Source organism: Psychrobacter piscatorii, from assembly GCF_904846415.1.
In the GTDB taxonomy this organism is placed as follows: Bacteria; Pseudomonadota; Gammaproteobacteria; order Pseudomonadales; family Moraxellaceae; genus Psychrobacter; species Psychrobacter piscatorii.
On sequence record NZ_CAJHAR010000004.1, the window covers coordinates 148,751 to 168,997 of the forward strand.

Genomic DNA, 20,247 nt, shown 5'->3' on the forward strand with positions numbered 1-20,247 from the left:
AGGCGCTAAAATACGCTTTATTTTCGACTATTCTATTTAGCCAAAAGCCAAATCAATAACAGGTAGACATTACTATGACCTTTGTCGTTACAGATAACTGCATTCTTTGCAAATACACCGACTGTGTAGAAGTCTGTCCTGTGGACTGCTTTTATGAAGGCCCAAACTTCCTTGTCATCGATCCTGATGAGTGTATCGATTGCGCACTATGCGAGCCTGAATGTCCAGCCAATGCCATCTTCTCAGAAGATGAAGTTCCAAAAGGCCAAGAGATGTTCACTCAGCTAAATGAAGAGCTGGCACAAAAATGGCCAAACATCACTGAGATGAAAGGGCAAATGCCAGAAGCTGAAAAGTGGGATGGTGTGGAAGGTAAGATTCAGTATTTAGAGAGGTAGTAACTTCTTTAAAATTGTTTAAAGTACTAATATAAAGAAAACCACCTAATGGCGATATGCGGTTAGGTGGTTTTTTATTGCCGTTTCTTGTAAGCTGTATAGGAATAATTTAAAAAAAACCATATGCTTTTTATAAGGCTTAGGTTTACTTCTTTCCTGTATACATTCCATTGCCAAAATGCGGCCTGAAATTTATTAGACGAAAGAGAGTTATTCGTTACCCGATAGTATGCGAGAGATTTTTGTATACAATAGCCTTTCTTAGCTATTTTGACTATTTCTAGCCACATTATATAGTCTTCATGCCCTACATTTTTTTGGTAGATCTTTCCTATAAGATCTGAACGATAAATACCAGTCAAATTGCCTATACGGTTTGACTTCAACATATCAGAATAATCAAACTCTACCTTATTAGGAACTTCCTTAGTTTTGGTATTCAGCTCTATTCTCATGTAGTTTGAGCATACTACATCGTAACCCTTCTTAATTTTGTCAACTTGTAAGCTAAGTTTTTCTGGATGCCAATAGTCATCTGAATCTAAAAATGCAATTATATTACCTTCTGCCTTTGCGATACCTTTATTTCTAGATATAGCCACTCCTTGATTAGTTACATTATCAATTCGGAAAATTCGTAAATCACTTATAATCATATCTTGGACTTGAAGACAGCTGTTATCAGGGCAGCAATCATTGACTATGATCAGTTCCCAGTTTGAGTAGGTTTGACTGATAACACTGCTTATAGCTTGTTGTATAGTTGCACGTGCCTTATATACTGGCATAATTATAGAAACTTTTAAATCAGGTTTCGTCACTGTAATCATAATTATTTTCTATTAAATCAATCCATTGCTTGATAATAATTTCTGGCTCAAAACGCTTAGCCGATATCAAAGCATTTTTTGAAAACTCTCTCCTTAAGGACTCATCTTTTATTAGAAGGCCAATCCTATAAGCAAGCATTTCTATATTTGAATTTTCAACTAAGTAGCCATTAATGCCATCTTGAATTATTTCTGCTGGACCTGATGGGCAATCAAAACTCACTATCGGTAAGCCTCGACTTTGTGCTTCAATAAGTACAACTGGCAGACCTTCAAATCTTGAACTCATAACGTAAAAGGAAGCACTATCGTAGACACTTTGGATATCGTCAGTAAGACCTTTTAAAAAAATGTTTTTAATACCTTTTTCAGCAATCAATTTTTCAATTTTACTCCTATCCTCTCCCTCACCATATATATGTAGCATCCAATTAGGATTTTTACTTTCGACCAATGCCCAGGCTTCAATTAAAAGGTCGTAGCCTTTTTGGTAGGTCAGCCTGCCAATACTAACAATAACCTTGGATGCTAAAACAGAGTTTGATCTTCTTATTTCTAAAGGATTAGTATTTGCAATGGTAGATACCTTGTCAGCGATGAAATCATAGCTTCTAGCATCCTCTTTAGTTAACGTAATCACTTTATCTAGTTTCTTATATAAAACGTATCTCAAGAGTCGAAATATAATATTATGAAAACTAAAAGAAATATGTTCAAGACTCCAAATATTTTTAGATTTGATACCACTTATTAGTAAAACGGGGGTAAGCTTACTCATAGTGTGGATAATGACAATTGCTGAATTATTCTGTGCGATATACTGTTTACACTTCATTAAGAAAGCAAAAGTACTACCAGTAAATTTAATATCATTTACCTTCAAATCTAGATAATAGGCATTCTTTTTATTAATAGAATATCTAGATAAGATAGTTATCTTATAATGAACACTTAAATGACTTGCTAAAAGAGAAGCTACTCTTTCAGATCCTCCTCTACTCTCTAGACTATTTATTATAAAAATAATATGCATTTAATTCATTCTTTGCGAATACAAATATTTTATTCTATTAAGTATCTGTAATGAGTATGTTCTAGTATAATATTTTAATAAAATTAGCGTATTAGAAGTTTTTGGTAATTCAATACTAAATCGCCGCAGCCAACTTATCCTGTCTCTTAATTTAAAGAATGACCATTTATAATCATTCTTAATACCTCTAATCTGATGCAATGTCACTTCATCAGTGCTTATTTCTTTAAACTCAAGTGCATACATACTTTTTCGTAGATGAACCATATTTATCCATAATGATAAAAATAGCATTTTGTATTTTTCATCTTGACTATCATCTATACGTCTTTTCACAATATAGCATAGCTCAGTCAGCTGATTGATGTTATAAACAGATTTTACTCTCGTAACATTATTATCATGCTGTCTATAGCCATATAATGATTCATCAATTTTGATAATTTTTTCAGCTCTACAGTAACACTCTGTTAGATATAAGGCATCTTCACAGAAACTTATTTTTTCATCGAAATATAGATGGCTAATCATCTCTTTTTTAATGATACGTGACCATAAATAATACTTAGCTTGCTTAGAAAGTCTCAGTTTAGCAGCATCAGTGCTATTAATAATATCTATATCATTGTCAAATAGGAAAAATTTCTCATATGATACTTCCCCTACTTTATCGATCAAGTCAGCGTTTATCTCTAAAATATCTGGGTTACTTTGTATAAGTTCTAAAATTTTCTTGAAAAAATCTTTATATAGTAAATCATCTGAGTCTAAGAAAACTAAGTAGTTTCCTATACATTCTCGTATAGCTCTATTTCTAGCAGCTGAAACGCCTTGATTAGACTGGTGAATGACCTTTATAAAATTATGTTGAATAGCATAATTATCAGCTATATCACCTGAACTATCAGTTGATCCGTCATTGACTACAACAACTTCGATATTTTTATCTACCTGATCAATAATACTATTAAGACATGCTGGTAGATATCTCTCTGAATTAAATGTAGGAATGATAACCGATATAAGTAAAGACATAGACAATCCAGTTACTTATATTTTTTAATAGGCTTTAATGATTTAAAAAGACTTTTAAATTTAACCATGGTATTAATAATCCCTATTTTTCTTAATATCAAAACGGAAGATTTATCACTGGTATTTTTCCGTACTTTATCATAGTCGATGAGTGTATCAAAATTACTATCAACGTTGACTACTGTAGGAGAGAGCCCATAGACATTAATAATATTACTATTAGAAGTATAGTGATCAATTGGTTTATAAATAACATCTAATGCTGCTATTAACTTTTTCGCGCCTTCAATAGTTATCATATAACCATGAGTACCAAAACCAAAATCAACCAAACGCCCTAAAAGAAATTTAGAAGTAATACGATGCCTATGCCATAAGCTAATAGGCGACTTTAGGCCTTTTAGGTTACTTTTATAATGCCCTAAAAGTATGAGCTCCCACGACAATGGCGCTGCCATTATATTTTTTACCACAATAGAAAAGTCTCTATCAAAAATAGCGTCATCTTCAAGGATAACCGCATAAGGAATATTTTCATCAACTATTTTTTGATAGATTTTTTTATGACTTAATGCACAACCAATCTCACCTAATAACAGCTCTCTACCAAATAGCTGCTTAGCTTTTTTTTGATTACAATATTGACTAACTTCAGAATTAGAGAGGTTTTTACCATTGACAGCATCGATAAAAACCGGTGAGATATCAAGTTTCTCACATTGCGTGGTGATACTGTTTTGTCTATCAATAGAGTCTTTGAGACTGACTACATAAACTTGCATCTAATATTCTCACTATAAGTAGCTCTAGGCTTATTTGATTATTTTTCTTTTAATTATGATAAGTTTTTTGAATATATCTTCATTTAGAGTGCTTATTAGTAGATGCTTAAGCTTAGTCTTAGCTCTGATACGAAAGCCTAACCACGTTGCATCATAATGATGAATACAGAAGGTAGCGCTTGATGTGTTAATGATCCCTGTCTGATAATCTTTAGCAATAAAGCATGCTGATGGATAGAGACAAAGATAGTCTTCAATACATTGAAACTCATCTTTAAGCTCAAAACCTTGCTCAATGACAATGCTATCTACTATTGAATTTATAGTAACGGCATTATCTTTATAATATTTTAGATACTCGAAGTGAGAAAGAATTTTTCCTACCCACAGTGAGTTCTTTTCAGAGCCTATCACACCCATTTGTAAGTTAACTTCTTTAGTACCATCAACAATATCCAATGTACTAACCTCAAACCCCGCAAAAGCAGTATGCTCTAATAATGGTTCAAGACTTTTTAGTACTTCTACATCTGTGTCTAAATAGATTCCGCCTTCATGATACAAAACATGTGCTCTGCATACATCTGCTACAAATGCAAACTTACCATCTACATAAGCATCTCTGGCATAAGAGTATAAATTTATATCGAAATTCTCTTCATTCCATAATATTATTTCGAAATCAGGTAAATACTTTTTCCAAGTCTGAATGTACTTTTTAGTAGACTCTGGTAGCTTGTTAGTCCCAAACCAGCAGTAATGTATTTTTCTAGGTATCATTAACTACTCCCAACCTAAAATTTTGAGCAAATTTTCTTAATTTGGCTTTGGTATACATTAGAACTCCTAAAACAAACCCAAAAAGGAAGTGCTTTTTATTTAAAGATTTTCGATAAATATTTAAAACTGGTACTTTTCCTAAAAGTTTTAGTTTAATGGATACAGCGTCATTTTTTATTCTTTGAATAAATCTTTCTTCATAGAAATTTAACTCATTAAAGTATATTGAGTTACCAAGAGGATTTTCTAATATAAGCTGTTCATATTTAGAAGAAAGTCCATCCTTTTGATAGTCTCTAATTTCTAAAATATTATTTAGACAGTAAAAACTATATATTCGACTTATTCGATTATAGAGAACTGCCTCAGTAATGAAACTCTCTCCATTTTCTATAGGAAATTTATAATCTTTCAAAATTCTTGTCTGAAACATAATACCTTTATCACCTACGACTGAATGCTTGTGATACAAATCGTACATATTCGAGAACTTGATCAATGGTAGTTTTGTACCAATCAGCTTACCCTCTAAGTCGCAGTCTAGAAAAACAATACCTGCACAATATTTTTTTTCATTATCATCCAACAAACACCATGTTTTATCCAAAATTTCTAAACATTTATTCTTAATCTGATCATCAGAATCAACACAAATAAAAAATTTTGACTTAGCATTAACAATACCAGTATTATAAGCAGCTTGCTTTCCTAGATTATCCTGATAGATGTACTCAATTCTAAAGCTACTTTTAGATTGGATTTTTCTTACATATTCTTTAGTAGAGTCCACAGAACCATCATCAACTATCAACCATTCGAAATCTATCATCGTTTGACTTTCAAGTGATTCATATAGACGCTTTAAAATATGAGCACGGTTATAAGTAGGAGTGAATATTGTAAATTTCATTCTAATATCCTGTATCTTTAGCGTTTTTTTTAATTATTCTTGAGCTTTATACCAATACTCATAGTTGTGCTAAAGTCTTAAATACTTTAGATGAAGAAGATAGTTCTTGATAACTCCCCTTATCGATAATATAACCATTCTCAATAACGTATATAATGTCACAATTTTTAACTGTTGTAATACGATGAGCAATCATAATTAAAGTTTTGCGTCCCTTTAATTTATTAATAGCTTGCATAAACTCATGCTCAGTTACATTATCTAAAGCAGCTGTTGCTTCATCCATTACTAGTATTTGTGGATTATGATATAGAGCTCGCGCAATACCAATTCGCTGTCGTTGACCACCCGATATCTTAATCCCACGTTCACCAATAATTGTGTCAACACCTTCTTTCAACCCATTGATTAAATCTTCCAGTTGAGCGGTCTTTAAAACTAAAGCAAGCTGCTTATCATCTATTTCATTTTTTTCAATACCAAAAGCTACATTGGCTTTTATAGTATCGTCCGAGAGATAAATATCTTGAGGTATATAGCCTATTAATTGTTGCCAAGATTCTTTCACATCTAGTAATAGCTTATTGTTAACTCTAATCTCGCCTACATCTGGATCTAATAAACCAAGCATTATATCAATTAAGGTACTCTTACCAGATCCTGAATGTCCTACAATCCCTATGCTTTTATTAGCATCAATCGTTAAGCTGAGATTGTTTAAGGTCTGCGCTGTAGCAGTATAGCTAAAATGAACATTATCTAATTTTAGACTTTCGAAATTCTTAATAGGTTGTGCGCCATCTGAAATACTTGTCTGAGACCCTTTGAAATTTGCTATAAGTAAATCGTGCATCAAGCTCTTGACAATTCCTTGAGAGTATCTCGTAGAGTTCAGGGCGTTAAGAATACGGTTCATAGAAGGCATCAAGCGCATACCCGACATACCAAATATGGATAATGTCAAAATCAACTCTCTAGTTGGTTTTCCATTGAATAACATCAGCATAGCAAGGCTTAACATCACAGTGACAATAGCTGTCTCTAGAAAAAATCTTGGCAGGTTTTGAGATAATTCGTAATACCGCCTTGCTGTTGTCATGTCACTTATAGCGCTATTAAACCTTTGAATAAAGAAAGCTTCTTTATTTAGGATCTTAGTTGTCTTAAAGCTGCCCAACCCTTGCAGTACTTGCTTATTCGCTTCTGTCCTACTTCGTGATATAGCTTCACCTGAAAAGTGTAAGCGCTTGCGTATACACATAAAAATGACAACTACAGTCAAACCTAACAAAGTAAATACATACAAACTTGACAAAGGATTAATAAATAATAAAAAAACTAAAAGCAATAAGACAATCAGGCATTCAGAAATTAAAATAAGTATCGGAAATAAGAAGGCTTGAACTAAATCCAATGTTTGCTGGTTTATATTTTTTATTATCTCACTAGTATTTCTATTAATATGATTTAGATAACTCTCTTTTAAGTATTTACTTAAGAGGTTCGATGATAGTCTTCTATATATTTCGTAATTAAATCTAATCTGGAACCTTAAACTAAATATAAAAAATAAATTCTTTAGCCAGTAAAAAAAAATAACTAGTGCTGTTAAAAATATATAAAAACCATTCAAATTACTAATTATCTGATAATCAATGAGCACTGAATATAATTTTTTGAGTAAAACATAACCTTCAAAATTTTCTGGATTTAATAATAAGGCTAAGTATGGCAATATAATACCGATACCTATTACTTCTAAACACCCACCCACTAGGAACAGAAAAAGAATAAGTAGAACCTTCAACTTATCTTCCCTATCCAATACCTGACTTATTTGACACAGCAGCTCAATCAAAACTTATACACCACCATCTAAAATGTTAATTATTAAACGCAAGCTACCTCGCCCCAAACCCTGTTATTATCGTCTTAATCACGATCAACAAATCTAAAGTCAAGGAGAAATTTTTAATATAAAAGAAATCATATTCGAGCTTCAACTTAGTCTCATCTTCATCACTAGCATAACCTTGCATAACTTGTGCCCATCCAGAAATACCAGGTTTGACGATATGTCGATAGCGATAAAAGGGAATCGTTTCATTAAATTGCCTGACGAAGTCTAATTGTTCGGGCCTTGGCCCAATAAGACTCATCTCACCTTTTAATACATTGATAAACTGTGGTAGCTCATCTAAGCGTGTTTTCCTAATGAAGCTGCCAAACTTTGTCACCCTCACATCAACACTGGTAGCCATTTGGGCACCATTTTGTTCAGAGTCCGGTAACATACTGCGAAACTTGTACATAGTGAACAGCTTACTACCTTGTCCTATGCGATGCTGCTTGAATAGTACCGTACTTTTACTATGACGGCTTTCCCATTTAATAGCTATTCCTACTAGTATAGCTAAAGGAACGGTCACAGGCATACTCAACAAAACGATGATTGTGTCCATCAGTCGTTTTATTAATAGATAACTGGGAGAAGGTAATAGGGAGCCAAGGTTATTCTCATAAAGATGCTTGATTGGTAAGCGACCTGTCAGAGACTCATTTACTTGTAAGATATTATATACTGGCGTGCCCTGCAAAGCAGACTCGGCCAATACCTGCTCCCATCCTGAACACAAATTATGATCTGAAAGATCGGCAACTATTGCATGGAAAGGTAAGTGTTGATGGCTTACGGATTGAAAATCTTTAGATAGCTTTACCCAAGTAACATTTTTGATATCTAGTAAACTTTGATAGCGACCTATAGGTACATAACCTATCTTCACTTGGGTTACGGCCCGCAAAACGACTTGGGAGATAAAGCAAAATACCACACCCAGCACAGCACTGAATAATAGGTAATAAACCGAGTAAGGTAGTCGGAATATAAGTAAGATTAACCCTGCTAATAAACCACTCGCCAATAATGTTGGTAGCACAGTTACCATAGATTTTTGACCAGGAAATTGGGTCAAGCGCTCTAGTCCAATAAGACTAAAAACAATAGCACTGCTACTTACGATGACACTATTTACTTGAGTAATAAGAATATTATCAGTGACAATAAAGCTCCAGAATAATAGTAAAGCTGGAGTTATAGAAACAAGCAGCCAGCCTATCAATATACGTATACTTAAGTATTGCCATAAGTTTTGTTGCATAATAATGATATATACCTCTACTATTAACACACTTCGTACTTTTACTTTTTATAATAAAAAACATGAAAGAGTTTATTAAGAATAATATTAATAGCTATAGATAATCCATTTCAAAAATTTTATGTATATGTACTTAATTATAAGAGAGTTGTCATTTGCAGTCAGATGGAAGGTACATCTTAGGAATACCATCAAATGCCTTACACTGCCATTTCCTATCAGCAGTAACGCTTAAAGTAATCAATTCGTTTTGTAAATAATTTAGGTTTTGGATGTGACAGGTTATTGCATTAGGAGCACTGCCATCTCCAATTGGCGGTGATATGCCAAATTGACAATATTCACTCTGTGTTGACATATTTAATCCAGCAACACTGAAGCTATTCATCATTGTCCCTTCATCCATCAACATCTGATAGGGTATAAGGAAATTACTCAGCTCTTGATAGATAGTAGCGAGCTGTGTTTGCCTTACCTGCATGTAATAGCCAGTTGTCGCTATAGCCGCTAATATGCCAATAATTGCTACTGCAATCATTAGCTCTATCAAAGTATAGCCAGATTGTGCCATAAAGGTATTGTTATCATTTTGGTGCATGCAATTAGCCAGCTTTATAGTTATAACATAATGATGCACGCATCGTGCCATCATTTTTTACAATAACAATGGAAAGGTGTGAGTCTTCTTTGTAGTCAATCCAATATAGAAAAGGTACAATACTTTTAAACCAAGCAAAGTAAAATATAAAAGATGACCTACTCAGCAGATTTTCGAGCACAAGTTATCAAAAACATTAAGCAAAAAGATATGAGCATCCGTCAGGCCTGTACTTTTTACAATATCAGCAAGAGTACACTACAGCGCTGGCTTATAGACCCAAGCATCCAAACGACTAGAGTCAAAACGCCAACCAGTATACCTAATGAAGCCATTCTAAAAGACGTTAATCAATATCCAGATGACTATTTGTATGAGCGAGCTCGTCGTTTAAACTGTAGTAAATCAGGTATTGGCTATGCCTTAAAAAGATTAAATATTAGCCAAAAAAAAGACCTTAGCACATCCAAAAGCGTATCCAATAAAAAGAGCGATATATAAGAATAAGCTTGATCATTTTAAGCAACAAGGCTATCCCATTGTCTATATGGATGAGAGTGGCTTTGAAGCTGAAACTATTCGTCCTTATGGCTATGCACCGATAGATAAACCTTGTATTGATAGCTATAATTGACAAGCTAAAAAACGTACCAATGTCATCAGTGCTCTATATGAAAAAATGCTATTTGCACTTGATTACTTTGAGAAAAACATCAATGGAGATGTATTCTATGACTGGTGCAAATACACGCTAATTCCAAATCTTAGGACCAAATGCGTGATTGTGATGGATAATGCTAGCTTTCACAAACGAGTACGACGACTGCTTAATAGGCATGGCCATCGTCTTTTATTTCTATCACCCTCTAGTACTGACTTGAATCCTGAGCGAGGATAAAACAAAGCACTGCTTTGCCCGAGCGCAAGGCGAGAGCTGTGCTCGAGTAGGATAAAAAACGGGCACAAGCTAAGTTTCTACGCCAAGGATGGATGGAGAATAATTTACCAAAACTGTTTCATGATATGGGATGTACTTCTTTTATCTTGGATTGACTATATACTAGATCGATTCATTTACAAGAAATAGATAAATAATCAATATTTTTAATATATCAAAAAATGTTGTATCCATTCTCTAAAAAGCGTGGACGTGTCAAAAGTTCGGGATCGATGAGGGCTGAGGTATTTATAAAAAAATAAAGAAAGAAAATCGTTAAAATTAAGTATACAGTGATACTTAAATAGCTGTTTGATGCAAAACTAGCTATTAATGAATTAAAATACAATGTATGTGGGAAAATAGGATTTTTTAATAAAAAAATAAATAACCATAATAAAGCGATTTGTGTAATCGGATATATATGAATGCCTGAAAGTAAAGTTTCAATGACTACCGCTAATAGAGCCGCGATAACAAAGTAGTCCTTATTTAAGTTCCAACTTATATTTTTAAGAATAGAAAATATAATAGCTAACAAGAACCCAAAACCGATCAGTCCTGTCTCGCTTAATACTTGCAAAAATAAGTTATGAGGATGCGATGCTAAATTTCGAGTACTATCTAGTTGATAAAAGCCACAACCCCATATAGGATTTTGAACCCAACACTGCACCGCGTTCATCCAAATATCATAACGCTGGCTAGTAGTTGCTCTGGCTATCCCTAAACCTAGTGTCTCTACAGCATTTAAACTGGCTAGATGATTTATAGTTAGATAAGTCAGCCATGACATACTATACGCAAATCCCAACTGCCATGACACTGGACGTCTAAAGATACAAATAATTATAACAAAAGCTGTATAGGCCAATGTTGCCGAACGTCCTCCATCCATTAGGATGGATAAGAAAGCTAAGAAAATAAAAGACAAGTACAATTTTTTATAATTTTTTTCAGTAAGATAAAGCCAAACTGCAAAAATAGACATTATTAAAAAATAACTATTATAAATACGAATATTTAGACGTAATAAGTACCAATTGCTAGTGTAAATACCTGACGTAATATAATCCCATATAGCTACTGGTAGTAATAGGAAAATTAAGAAACTAGCTAATACTATAATTTTAGTAAGTAGTGGCCGATACTCTAAAAAGAAAAAGCTCTTATATAATAAGTAAACTAATAGTAAATCGATTATGATAAAAAAAGAATTGGACCAAAAAAAGCTACCTATTATTATAAAGACAAAAAACAAGTACTCCACTTTCGTAACTATATAATATTTATTAAAGCAAGCATGTGCTCCTAAGCCTAATAATAAAGCTATTTCAGCGATCCTAGATTCATTGTATATACCGTAACCGCTACCTACCGTCACGCCCATTATAAATAATAAAAAATACAGCCCTATAAACGATTCTTTATGAGCTAAAAGCTTTATCGCCTTCATTATCTGTAACTTAGATTGGTTATCCAATCGTTGTTTGTCATACATAACTCATACAACCAAAATTAACGATATAAAAAAAGCCAAACATAACGTTTGACTTTTTTTGCAATAAACTAAGTGTAATAGCTATTAAGTAAAAGATTGTGGTAATAAGTCAGCAGGGGCATCTGTGGTAGTTACTGTACTTTTCTTCAATACACCATTTTCAGTTATTGCCATGCCTATAACTTTTGAAGTAAGTTTATTTGATACACCCGAGCTCTTAAAGGTATATTTTATACCACAGCCATTACTACCTGTAGTGGTATCTGCTACCGTAGTCGCTGTACCATATTTACCTTCGATTGTGTCAGTAGTAGCTGCTGTTGCAGCACCTGATGCAAAACAAGTACCTGACTGCAAATTAGTGCCAACGCTAGTTTTTATACCATCAGCTAGAGTAAAGGCTTCAGCTACTTGTGCCTTAGCAATGTAGTTCTGATAAGCAGGAATCGCGATTGCCGCTAGAATACCGATAATAGCGATAACGATCATTAGTTCGATTAAGGTAAAACCTTTTTGAGCGTTCATAAGAACTCCTTTTTGGATAATGTGGCAATAGAGTTACTATCTAACTGCCAGCTATAAATATAATGTTTCTCTTGTTATAACTATTGCAGATAGTATGCCAAAATATAACAATTATTAATTTTCTCTAAAAACTCTCAATGAAGTCCATAAGTTGGTATTCAAATACCTTAATTATCGATTTTATATTTACAATAACTTACCTAAGTTACGATATGCTTACTTAAAATTGTCAGTAGACATAAAAATCAATACTAATAAAGATAAAATCTGACATTTTTTGTCAATACCAGTTATTTTAACTTTTTTGTCACTGATTCCATTGGTTGCCACTACCACAATTGCTGGCACGACACTTAACACTTTGATAATTGAGTGTCAGCGTACCATCGCTTTTCATTTGTGCAGTTTGTTTCGGTGTAGCAGTAATTATCCATTTAGAAGTAAGTGGGTTTGGAGTGACCGTAACGGTATAGAGAGGCGTACCTTGAGTGGGAAACGGTTTATTATTGAAGTCGGTAATCACAGCAGTACTAATCGCAGCATAGCTACCTTGTGACAATTTTCGGTTTTGAATTTGAGTGGCAATATTGTGCAGCTCACTCATCATATCGACCCGTTTAGTCTTGATGACATAACGCTGATAGCTGGGATACGCAATTGCGGCAAGCACACCTATGATAGCTACTACTATCATCATCTCGATGAGGGTAAAGCCTTCTTGCCTCTCCACCTTATTTGTCCAGAATGACTTGTCTTCCTTAAAACCTACTGACATTACCAATTCTCCTGTCCTGTACCACAATGGGCAGCCGCAATATCAATACTACTAACATTTTGACAACGCAGGCCTGTACTGGTTAGCACAATGTAATTGGCGCCTTTTGTTACGCCTGAACCATTCGGTGTCGCCAACATTTTCCAGCTACGACCAGTAATGCTATCTGTAGTATCTTTTACTTTACTTGTTACAAGCGACTTGGTGGTATCACCACCATCGACGAGCGTAATTTTATAGCGATAATTACTGGCGCCAGTACCGTCTGGCACATAGATAGTTTTGTTTATTGGCGTATCTATATAGCTGTATGTTTCAACATTAGTCGTACTGTTGACGACTTTTGGCTGAAAACCTTGATAGGTTAGTGCTCTTGCACGCCAGCGTTCAAGTTCAATCTGGATCTGCAACATCTTTGCTTGCACCTCACGCTCTGCATTGAGTATCGTGTAACGGCGATAGCTCGGTAAAGCGATAGCCGCTAATAACGAAATTATAGCAACAACTACCATCAACTCTATCAGCGTAAATCCTTTCACTTTTACATTTTGACGAACCGGAATGGCATATGACTTGTTCATACTTAGCACCCTATTACCTTATCAAGCACAGTACTATTCTTAAGATGAAGGTTTTTGCTCATACCATACTCGCGGTTGTAGCGTGTAACGCTCACTGAACAAGAATTCAGCAGCTGTGCCATCACCGCCTGTTGCAGTTGGGCGACTGTTTTCACCAGGATATAGATCCTTAATATTACTAGAGTTTTTGCGGACATCAGTACCATAGTTGGTGCGATTTTCCGCGAGAATGCGATCCGTAATCGTAGACGTTCCTATCAGCACTTTGGTATCTGTACTATCTTTACTAAACGCACCTAGGGCTAACTCCTGAATACCTTGACCAGCCGGAATAAAACCACCTGTACCATTGATAGAGGTCGCATCAGTACAGATACCATAAGGTAGGCAATATAATTGACGCTCAGAGCCACCTGATATCTTAGCAGCACAGCTAGCGATAGTACCATAAACTTTATCAGGGTTATAAACCGTGGTATATAGCAGGTTATTAATAACAACGCTATCGCCAACCCCTTTGTTGTATCGAACGTTGGTATAGCCATCGAAACGAGTCAATGGATAGTACCAGCCTTTAGTGGTGCCAGCCACCATACTAGCTTTGGCCGTGTTCTTCTGTGCTAAGGTTGGTGTATTACCCAGTGTAGTCGATAGATTGACCAGACTTGATTCGGTTAAATTATTGACGGTAAGCGTAAAATTATTGTTATAAAGCATCGTACTTGTGACATCGTTGTCAATAATGCCATAGATGCGATTCGCAAAAGTATTGTTATCACGCAGCGTTGATAGAGGTGCACTTCTATTACCAGAGATAACATTGACTAAAGCAAAGAGTGTGCCGTTATTGACACCACCGCCCTCGTTACGATGAAAGCTTACGACTGGACGCTCGTAGAATCGATAGGCAAACTTGCCATCAGTAGGGGCTGCATTGAGTATTCGAGTCACACGTTTAATCGAAAAATTATTGACGGCAGTAAAGCCAAATTTCGCTGGACGGGCATTTTCAAAATCTGCGCGGAAAACCTGTCCCCCCAAATCAGCGGCATAGATATGATCGACTAAACCATCATTGTCTCTATCAAGCACTGTGACCTCTCCAACGATGCTATTGATCATAGAAGCGGTTTTAATGTTTTTAGTACCACCCGCTTCCCCACTGATTGAGCCTATTAGCTCACCACTTTTGGCATTGATCATGTAGATAGCATTGCCACGAGCTGGTTTTGCGGTAGTTGGGACGTAGGCCTCGTTTTCATAGCCAAATCCGTCCTCACCACTGGTCATATCGTAACCACCACCAAAGATAAGGACATCGATAGGCTCAGCATCCCTAGTGAGACGCACTCTCGCTGCGGTAGGCTTACTCCAAATTTGACCTAAACGTTTGAAATCGTCGGAAGTAGTATAATTAAGACCATCGGGTGTAATTGTAAAAATAATTTTTGGATCGGCGCGATCGGAGATATTCATGCCATAAAAGGCCTGACCACCCATACGCAAACCGCCGTATGCAAACATGCCCTTACCTGCTGTCGTATCGACAGTAACACGCTTATCTGTACCTGCCGCTCCTGCTAGATCGTAGTTATAATCAGTGGTGACTAGCCAAGGCGCATCGACACCAAAATAGGGTTCGCCTACTTTATTTTTGATAGACCCATTGACCAAAGCCTCAGGCTGCGCCTTTAGCATAAATTTAGGAATGATGGCAGCATCTTCTTTGCCATCATCTGCATTGACAATATGAAGCGCTCCATCCATTGAACCGAACAATACGTAATCAGCACGATTATCAGTGATGCGTCCCCTTTCATCTAAAGTGGCACCGTACGAAATCGTTGTCGGTTTTGAATGTACCACCCCACCCAAAACTTTGACCTCAGAGGTAGGCTTAGTAAGCGTCAAGCTAGAAACAGTCGCAGTAGAAGCTGGCTGACCACCACTAGTCAATACGCTTTCAAAACCTAAGAAGCTAAGTAGACGGCGCTGGTTTAGCTGAGTGTATACATCGGTATCCTTTAAATTATTGAACCCTACTGGCTTACCAGAGCCGTCTACACTTAATTTACGTAGAATAGGGGTTTTGTCAGTAGTACTAGTAAAGTCTTCAACATAAACACTACGAACACTACTCAAACCTGAGCTTGGCGTGCGTAGCTGACTATAAACACCGCCTGCAAAAATATTATTGTTAGCGGCAGCTGCATTGACTTCGAAAGCTTGGGTCTGCCATAAGTCTTGTGTTCTAGAGTCAAGGATACCTGTATTACTGTTCAAATTAGCATTGTTAAAAATATCTTTATATAGTTGCCTGTTACTTTTACCAAACAGCGTTCCTTGATTTAGGTCATACTTTTTGAGATTACCTTTCCATATACTGGCAGCTGAATTGATATCAGGATCTAGCATTGGCAAATAAGCATAGGGTAGCTGATTTGATGCAAGATACGGATCTTCAGGGATGGTGATAGTTCCTGAAGGTGCAGTATTAATCACTTGTACTAGACCTGAAGCAAAGTCGACAATACTATTAGCAATATCTTGTGATTCTTCTGTGTAGTAAAAGCCGCCATCACCAAAAGTTTTGGCCTCATTATCACCTTTGCGTTCGCCAAGCTTACATAAATTGCGTGTGTCCTGGCTCACTTTGTTGTTACCACTAGTAGGACCACTATCGCAATCAACCACTTCTTTTGGTTCATTATTGAGAATGATAGTACGTTTACCCGTTAAACCATCGAACGCTTTACCAAATCCTACAGTTGCTGTTTTTATAGGTAATCTAAGTGGATTATTAAGTGGATTACGGAGTAGAGCAGCGTAATCCGCCATACAGTCCCAAGCACCTGTACTATTTCCTCCGGATAGACCATTACAGGAGTTCATTGATAGTGTTGGGGCGTTAGCTAATGAAGCATTCATAATGGTTTTTGATCTATTGGCACTACTACCATTGGGCTCACCATCAGTTAGGATATAGATACCATTACCACTACATTCTTTGGGGTTTAACGGCGAGACATAGCCGTTTTCTTGACCGCCTAGAGCATTATTACCGCGCTTGGAGGTTGCTACTGAATCAAAATAACCACTGTCTGAGTTATCCCCTGCAAAGTAAGTACGGCCATTATCAGCGTGGTCTATATTCGAAGCTACGTTATAGGTTGGAAGTACATTTGAATTTGATGAGAAGTTACCCCAATTATTGCAATCATAGACATAGATACCTAGCTCAGAATCATAAGTTAGTGAAGTTTCATTACCAAAACACCTACGCCAATAGGGGGTATTACCGCTATACTCTCTTTCAGCCACAACTTTGACATCAGACAGCGTAGTCGTCCCCATCATATAGGCGCCTGATTCTGCTAAAGCATGTGCAGTTGGTGTGCCTCCTGTCGCTACCAAGTCTTTAGTTTTTTGAATTAGCTTTGTACGCTGGCTTGATGAAAGAGCTTTTGTGGGTACTAATACGACCCCTGTCTTACCATTACCATTGTAACTATAGTTTCCTAAACCAATCTCATAATCATCTGATAGAGAGCCTGTGGGTTTCAACACATTGCTTTTGTATATGTTATCTGCCAGTAGCTCTATAAGCGCGATCTGCAATCGTACTAATCTAGAATACCTTACAGTGTTACCGACAGTACAGCCGCTAGGTGTAAAGAGTATCTGACTATTAATCGATGTCAGATCTTTAACAGTATTGCCGTTAGCATCTCTTAATAGTCCGTCTGATTGAGTGGAATCAAGCTTGCGATTATAGACCACTGCCAGAATCGTCTCTGATAAGATGTCACTTGCACGACAGTTATTGAATTGATTGCCATAGTCTTCTTTGATAAAACCATCACCCATACTGCCGGAAGTATCTAGCATCATAAAGATAGTCGCGGTGCCTGGCTTGGCGGGAGAATATATCTCCAAATCACCAATAGGCTTACGATTAGTGGTCGTCGCAGCTTGGGCAATCGTTACTGTCAATCCTACTACTACTGATGCTACCAACACTCTAGTAGGCCATGATTTCCGCTTTTCTATTTTGCTTGTTATCTTTTTCATGACCTAATTCCTCGTACTAATGGGTTGAACTAGCTTGCTTAGGTTGTGCTGTAAACTTGACTAACCGTATCTGTTTTATCTAAATATAGTAAGTGTTTTACTCTAACTTTTAGGTAGCGTGCAGAGTAGACCTGTACCCTTACCAAAATCGACACATTTTGTCCCTTTTGACTGATTTTCGACAGTGGCTTTTTCGTATAATAATGTTGTAGGTACTCCCGCTTGTGCCATACAATCATTGATGCTGTCAGCTCCAGAAACCCCCAAGCGAGTAGATTTTGTAAAGCAATCTTTAGTGTCAGCATAAGCAGGTAATACTGAAGTGCTATTTATATCAAATGTAAAAGCCAAGCTAGATATCTCGCCAACATCCTGTCCAATAGTGTAGCCGTTAAAAAGTTCATCGCTGGCATTAGGTGGCGTTAATAAAATATTCACTTGCGCCATGCTAGCATTACGTTGACTAATATAATCCTCAGACTTACTAGGATTACAATAACCTCTGCTACCACTCAGTATGGTGCCACCACCAGCCTTCATAATAGAAGTTTTATTAATGTCAAAAAACTGATTGCGCGGACGAAAACAAAACACAAACTCATTATCTGCGCTATTATTGTTTAGAATAAAATGCCCAAATGGTCCAGAATAAGACAACATATCGTTATAGATTTCGCTGTCACTGCTACCATTGATGCTTTGTTCTATATTTTGATTGGCATTGTCAGCTGATTGCAATAGTAAGGTATTAATCTGATCACTAGTTGCCAATCTCAAGTCTGTTGTGCTCTGTCTAACGGCAATAATGCCTGCCAGTATAATCAATACTAAAAACAGCAATACAACTATCAACACTGCACCTTGTTGATGGTTCGAAAGAGCAGTTTTAGGGTACTGGTTCTGCTGATAATTTGGCATCTTACCCTCTAATTAGGCAGCTGGTGCTGCGCTAGCAGTAAAGTTTATTACTCGAGCATTACGCAACAACACTGTTGATTCATAACTACGTCTGTAATAGTTAGCCCGTGTTGTATCTGTTTTTAGCGTCTGCTCAGTACCAAGAACGACAAATGTACTTTTGTCAGTTTCATTCGCTAATGGTGTATTACTACGAATAATAACCCCTGTCTTAATTGTAGTAATCGGCGGTTTGTCTGAAAGTTGCAAATAAGCATCTACTGTTATATAAGTTAGATTTTTAGCATCCGTTTGTATGCCTAATAATATTTTGAACTGGTCTACTGCCTCTACGATTATTTGGCCGTTACCTGAAAAAGGGGTAGTCACTACACCCGTATTATCGATACGTCCAGCATCACAAGCTAATGACAAGCTTCTGACGCCTGTAGTTGAACTACTATCAGTGGCTCTTATAAAATAACGCTCAACTACCCAATCGTTACTACTCGCTAAAACCTCTGTACCTTCACAGTCGAATAGTGAATTTTGAGTAATGTTTTTATATTGAATGGTTAGTTGATCACTAGCAATATTGTTGATGTTAGATAGACCTGTATTATTGGTCGTAAGGAATTTGGCTTCAGTCGTATTAGCACTACCTAAGTTAGTCGTAGTCAACACTATGCCACCATTTTTGGTAGTGCTATTAATTGACGTAATCGGGTTACCTAAGTTGGCAATACGTACATTATCTTCGATAGCTTGCATTGCAAATATACTACTGTCCTGTACCTCTGAAGCACTCTGTTGCACAGTAGCCGTACGCATATTGATAATGTAAACCTGAATGACTGCTGCTGATATGAGCAACCCTAGCACTAGCGATATCATTAACTCAATTAAAGTAAAACCAGCCGATCCCACATGATAAGACTTATTGGTAGTATAACTCACTAGTATGCCTCCGAAATTAGACAGCTGCTACCGGTCTTATAAATGCCCTCTTCATTGGCACAAGCATTAGAGTTGCTACTATTTAGTAGAGCTTCTGTATCACTCCAAGCAGTAATCACACACATTTGCTGCTGAATAGCTTGTGTTGTTGTACCTGGACAGGTCACTACTGCAAGCTTGATATCTTCATCTAATGCTATCTTTTTAACCAATAAAATATCGCGAGCAGCCAGCTGATTAATAGTACAAGCCTGCTTTGGAATCTTTTTAGTGGCTACTGTCTGTATTTCTGTAGACAGACAGTTATTAGCGCCGCTTATACTAATTGCTTTGCCATCAACACTGACACTAGGGCGTGTCATCAATTAAGCCAAACGACACAAGAAACTAAGTGAATGGCACTAAGGAAATGACTGGCTAACTTATCATAGCGAGTGGCAATCGCACGATACTGCTTAATCTTGGCAAAGAAGTTC

Annotated in this window: 21 protein-coding genes; 3 read left to right on the plus strand and 18 right to left on the minus strand. The window is 36.3% G+C overall.

All coding sequences use genetic code 11. The features are described from left to right. Window positions 1–74: 74 nt before the first annotated feature. Window positions 75–398, plus strand: a complete 324-nt coding sequence (fdxA, locus tag JMX83_RS03130) for a ferredoxin FdxA (protein ID WP_102094709.1) — start codon at window positions 75–77, stop codon at window positions 396–398. Between the two features lie 74 nt (window positions 399–472). On the opposite strand, the gene JMX83_RS03135 is transcribed toward fdxA, so the two are convergent. The 9 genes from JMX83_RS03135 to JMX83_RS03175 form a co-directional block, all read right to left on the minus strand. Then, window positions 473–1,228, minus strand: coding sequence for a glycosyltransferase family 2 protein (locus JMX83_RS03135; protein ID WP_201599019.1), 756 nt, complete (start codon window positions 1,226–1,228; stop codon window positions 473–475). Continuing rightward, the gene (locus JMX83_RS03140) at window positions 1,206–2,261 is read right to left on the minus strand and encodes a glycosyltransferase family 4 protein (protein ID WP_201599021.1); all 1,056 of its coding nucleotides are present in this window, start codon (window positions 2,259–2,261) and stop codon (window positions 1,206–1,208) included. Before JMX83_RS03140 ends, JMX83_RS03135 begins: the two co-directional genes overlap by 23 nt. After that, window positions 2,262–3,296: a glycosyltransferase gene (locus tag JMX83_RS03145; RefSeq protein WP_201599022.1), complete on the minus strand. Its 1,035-nt coding sequence runs from the start codon at window positions 3,294–3,296 to the stop codon at window positions 2,262–2,264. It abuts the gene before it with no gap. Window positions 3,297–3,307: 11 nt separating this feature from the next. Beyond that, on the minus strand, window positions 3,308–4,078 hold the full coding sequence (locus tag JMX83_RS03150) for a glycosyltransferase family 25 protein (RefSeq protein ID WP_201599026.1): 771 nt from the start codon (window positions 4,076–4,078) through the stop codon (window positions 3,308–3,310). 30 nt (window positions 4,079–4,108) lie between these two features. Next, window positions 4,109–4,858 carry a glycosyltransferase family 32 protein gene (locus tag JMX83_RS03155; protein ID WP_201599031.1) on the minus strand — a complete coding sequence of 250 codons (750 nt, stop codon included), beginning with the start codon at window positions 4,856–4,858 and terminating at the stop codon, window positions 4,109–4,111. After that, window positions 4,848–5,768, minus strand: coding sequence for a glycosyltransferase family 2 protein (locus JMX83_RS03160; protein ID WP_201599032.1), 921 nt, complete (start codon window positions 5,766–5,768; stop codon window positions 4,848–4,850). Before JMX83_RS03160 ends, JMX83_RS03155 begins: the two co-directional genes overlap by 11 nt. Before the next feature lie 58 nt (window positions 5,769–5,826). Continuing rightward, window positions 5,827–7,626 (minus strand): ABC transporter ATP-binding protein, encoded by a 1,800-nt coding sequence (locus JMX83_RS03165; RefSeq protein ID WP_201599038.1) that lies wholly within the window; start codon window positions 7,624–7,626, stop codon window positions 5,827–5,829. Between the two features lie 43 nt (window positions 7,627–7,669). Then, the gene (locus JMX83_RS03170; protein WP_201599039.1) at window positions 7,670–8,929 is read right to left on the minus strand and encodes a sugar transferase; all 1,260 of its coding nucleotides are present in this window, start codon (window positions 8,927–8,929) and stop codon (window positions 7,670–7,672) included. Between the two features lie 151 nt (window positions 8,930–9,080). After that, window positions 9,081–9,527 (minus strand): pilin, encoded by a 447-nt coding sequence (locus tag JMX83_RS03175; protein WP_201599089.1) that lies wholly within the window; start codon window positions 9,525–9,527, stop codon window positions 9,081–9,083. A gap of 153 nt (window positions 9,528–9,680) precedes the next feature. Here JMX83_RS03175 and JMX83_RS03180 point away from each other — a divergent pair, with 153 nt between their 5' ends. Both JMX83_RS03180 and JMX83_RS15425 read left to right on the plus strand, forming a co-directional pair. Further along, window positions 9,681–10,028: an IS630 transposase-related protein gene (locus JMX83_RS03180; RefSeq protein ID WP_201599041.1), complete on the plus strand. Its 348-nt coding sequence runs from the start codon at window positions 9,681–9,683 to the stop codon at window positions 10,026–10,028. A 178-nt stretch (window positions 10,029–10,206) separates the two neighbouring features. After that, complete coding sequence (locus tag JMX83_RS15425) at window positions 10,207–10,425, plus strand: transposase (RefSeq protein WP_201599043.1); 219 nt, start codon at window positions 10,207–10,209, stop codon at window positions 10,423–10,425. A 214-nt stretch (window positions 10,426–10,639) separates the two neighbouring features. Here JMX83_RS15425 and JMX83_RS03190 read toward each other — a convergent pair whose 3' ends face one another. The 9 genes from JMX83_RS03190 to JMX83_RS03230 all read right to left on the minus strand — a co-directional run. After that, complete coding sequence (locus JMX83_RS03190) at window positions 10,640–11,965, minus strand: O-antigen ligase family protein (RefSeq protein ID WP_227675691.1); 1,326 nt, start codon at window positions 11,963–11,965, stop codon at window positions 10,640–10,642. Between the two features lie 84 nt (window positions 11,966–12,049). Beyond that, window positions 12,050–12,490, minus strand: coding sequence for a prepilin-type N-terminal cleavage/methylation domain-containing protein (locus JMX83_RS03195; RefSeq protein ID WP_201599046.1), 441 nt, complete (start codon window positions 12,488–12,490; stop codon window positions 12,050–12,052). Between the two features lie 307 nt (window positions 12,491–12,797). Continuing rightward, a complete protein-coding gene (locus JMX83_RS03200; RefSeq protein WP_201599049.1) occupies window positions 12,798–13,265 on the minus strand; it encodes a type IV pilin protein in 468 nt (155 codons plus the stop codon). Further along, complete coding sequence (locus JMX83_RS15405) at window positions 13,265–13,846, minus strand: type IV pilin protein (RefSeq protein ID WP_201599052.1); 582 nt, start codon at window positions 13,844–13,846, stop codon at window positions 13,265–13,267. The genes JMX83_RS03200 and JMX83_RS15405 overlap by 1 nt, the downstream gene beginning before the upstream one ends. A 39-nt stretch (window positions 13,847–13,885) precedes the next feature. Continuing rightward, window positions 13,886–17,917, minus strand: coding sequence for a pilus assembly protein (locus JMX83_RS03210; RefSeq protein ID WP_201599055.1), 4,032 nt, complete (start codon window positions 17,915–17,917; stop codon window positions 13,886–13,888). Window positions 17,918–18,019: 102 nt separating this feature from the next. Continuing rightward, a complete protein-coding gene (locus JMX83_RS03215) occupies window positions 18,020–18,835 on the minus strand; it encodes a pilus assembly protein PilX (protein ID WP_201599058.1) in 816 nt (271 codons plus the stop codon). Between the two features lie 12 nt (window positions 18,836–18,847). Then, window positions 18,848–19,771, minus strand: coding sequence for a PilW family protein (locus JMX83_RS03220; RefSeq protein WP_227675692.1), 924 nt, complete (start codon window positions 19,769–19,771; stop codon window positions 18,848–18,850). Next, the gene (locus JMX83_RS03225; RefSeq protein ID WP_201599061.1) at window positions 19,771–20,133 is read right to left on the minus strand and encodes a hypothetical protein; all 363 of its coding nucleotides are present in this window, start codon (window positions 20,131–20,133) and stop codon (window positions 19,771–19,773) included. The genes JMX83_RS03220 and JMX83_RS03225 overlap by 1 nt, the downstream gene beginning before the upstream one ends. Beyond that, the coding region (locus JMX83_RS03230) for a transposase (protein WP_162628550.1) at window positions 20,133–20,247 on the minus strand (115 nt) is incomplete at its 5' end. The genes JMX83_RS03230 and JMX83_RS03225, both read right to left, overlap by 1 nt.